Origin of the sequence: Anaerolinea thermolimosa, assembly GCF_001050195.2 — a bacterium.
Classification (GTDB): Bacteria; Chloroflexota; Anaerolineae; order Anaerolineales; family Anaerolineaceae; genus Anaerolinea; species Anaerolinea thermolimosa.
The window spans coordinates 2,996,107-2,998,719 of sequence record NZ_DF967965.1 but is presented as its reverse complement, the minus strand read 5'-3'; the positions used below and the strand labels follow the sequence as shown (position 1 = coordinate 2,998,719).

Here is a 2,613-nt window from a genome sequence, read left to right as displayed (position 1 = left end):
TGCATAATCCGGGGCAAGGCAGCCAGGGAATCCGAAACAAGATGGCCAGGGATTCCGAAGCATGTCGGCCACCCAATCCGGAGGAAGGCGGCCACTTTTTGAGGACAAATCGGAATCGGTGGCCGGGATCAATCGGAATCCAATAGAAACTGTAGGCGAAACAGAACTGGTTAATCTTTAGAAAATGTGGCATCCTAATCCTTAGAAACAAGGAGGCGGACATGTCACAGGAAAGGTTAACCGTGCGAAAAATCAAAGAAATCTTGCGGCTGAAATGGGAATGCCAACTCAGTGAGCGGGTCATCTCCCGCAGCTGCCGGGTATCACGAAGCAGTGTGGGAGAATATGTCAGGCGGGCTGAAGCGGCCGGTCTGACATGGCCGCTGCCTGAAGAACTGGGAGATGATCAACTCTACGAGCTGTTATTTCCCAAAGCTCAACAACCCAGTCCCAAAGCAGCATATGTTCCGGATTGGCAATATATTCACCTGGAACTGCGTAAAAAAGGGGTAACACTGCGCCTGTTGTGGACAGAATATCTGGAAAAACACCCACATGGGTATGGATACAGCCAGTTTTGCCAGTTATATCGTGATTGGGCCGGGAAGATCCAGACTACCATGCGGTTGAATCACAAGGCAGGCGAGAAGTTGTTTGTGGACTACGCCGGGCAAACCATGCCAGTCATAGACCCCAGTACGGGAGAAGTCCGGGAAACGCAAATCTTTGTTGCCGTGTTGGGCGCATCCAGCTACACCTATGCCGAAGCTCAATGGCATCAGGACCTACCCAACTGGACAGGAGGTCATATGCGGGCTTTTGCCTTTTTTGGCGGTGTCACCGAGGTAGTGGTTCCGGACAATCTCAAGGTGGGTGTCAGTCATCCCTGTCGTTATGATCCAGAAATCAACCAGACCTACCAGGAAATGGCTGAGCATTATCATGTGGCGGTAGTACCAGCCAGAGTGGCTCACCCGCGGGACAAGTCCAAAGCTGAAGTGGGGGTGCAGAATGTGGAACGCTGGATATTAGCCAGGTTACGTCACCAGAAGTTTTTCGGCCTGGCCGAACTCAACAAAGCCATCCGGGAGTTATTGGAGGTTCTCAACAATCGCCAGATGGAACATCTTGGTAAAAGCCGCCGGGAATTGTTTGAAAAGGTGGATCAACCGGCTTTGCGCCCACTGCCAGCAACGCCGTATGAATTTGCTTTATGGAAAAAAGCCAAGGTCAGCATCGATTATCACGTGGAATATGATGGGGTATTTTACTCAGTCCCCTGCCACCTCTACCCGGCAGAAGTCATGATCCGGGCCACTGAAAAGAGCATTGAAATCTTTTCCAACGGCAAGCGGGTATCTTTCCACCCCCGTTCACATCATCAGGGCAGCCATTCCACCATCCAGGAACATATGCCTTCAGATCATCGCTTTTACGGTGAGTGGTCTCCTGAGCGTTTTATCCATTGGGCCGAGAAAATCGGTTCATACACTGCCCAAATTGTGCGTTTGGAATTGGGCGGCAGGCAGCACCCGGAGCAGGCCTACCGGGCTTGCATGGGTATCCTGGGCTTTGCCCGCAAATTCACACCCGGCAGGCTTGAATCGGCTTGCCATTATGCGCTGGCCAACGAGATCCACAGCTACAGAGGCATCAAGAATATCCTGACGAACCATCTGGACCAGATCGCTGCCCAGGAAGATGTATCCCAGCCTTCCCTGCTGCAGCCCCATGCCAATATCCGCGGCAAAGACTATTACAACTAAGGAGATTTGAACAATGTTATTGCAACCCTTGATGGACAAGCTTACCCAGCTTCATCTGCCTGCCTTTCGGAAAGGGATTGAGGAGCAGATTACCAATCCCAAATATGCAGAATTACCCTTTGAAGAACGACTATCCATGCTGGTGGACCTCGAACTGCTTCAGCGGGACAACAGCCGCCTGCGCCGCCGCTTGAAGAGAGCTCATTTTCACCTGAATGCCGTTATGGAAGATTTTGATTTTTCACCTACCAGGGCCGTTGACCGCACCCAGGTATTGGAATTGTCTCATGGCGCCTGGATCACCAACAAACTGAATATCATTATTACCGGGCCAACAGGCGCTGGGAAAACATATCTCGGTTGTGCTCTCGGTCATTCTGCATGCAGAGCTGATTTCTTTGTCCGTTATCTTCGCACACCCCGTTTCATCCAGGAGTTGAAGATGGCTCATGCCGATGGTTCTTATCCCAAGTTGCTGGCTGCTCTGACCCGTTTTGATTTGATCGTTTTTGATGATTGGCTGCGGGATGCACTCACATTGCCGCAATCTCAGGATTTACTGGATATCCTTGACGACCGTTATGGGCATTCCTCTACCATGGTTGTCACCCAGATCCCGGTGGAAGACTGGCACGAGCGCATTCCTGATCCCACCCTGGCAGATGCCATCCTCGACAGGCTGGTTAACAATTCTTACCGCCTCCAATTGGCTGGAGAATCTCAAAGGAGGTTGCGTTCTTCTGTACCCATGTCGGCCACTTGATTTATAATCATCTTGCCAGTTCTGTTTCAATCCAATCTGGCCGTCATCCTCCGGATTCACTGGCCGTTTTCACCGGAATATGCA

2 protein-coding genes are annotated in these 2,613 nt (G+C 51.2%); both read left to right on the top strand.

Features of this window, described 5'->3' with window-relative positions:
• Positions 1-221: 221 nt before the first annotated feature.
• On the top strand, positions 222-1,766 hold the full coding sequence (istA, locus tag ATHL_RS13440; RefSeq protein ID WP_062194819.1) for an IS21 family transposase: 1,545 nt from the start codon (positions 222-224) through the stop codon (positions 1,764-1,766).
• A gap of 13 nt (positions 1,767-1,779) precedes the next feature.
• Positions 1,780-2,529, top strand: a complete 750-nt coding sequence (gene istB / locus ATHL_RS13435) for an IS21-like element helper ATPase IstB (RefSeq protein WP_062194817.1) — start codon at positions 1,780-1,782, stop codon at positions 2,527-2,529.
• Positions 2,530-2,613: the final 84 nt, after the last annotated feature.

What these genes read in the sequence shown, in the direction of transcription:
- istA (WP_062194819.1), top strand. Translation starts at nt 222, where the DNA reads ATGTCACAGGAAAGGTTAACCGTGCGAAAAATCAAAGAAATCTTGCGG.
- istB (WP_062194817.1), top strand. Translation starts at nt 1,780, where the DNA reads ATGTTATTGCAACCCTTGATGGACAAGCTTACCCAGCTTCATCTGCCT.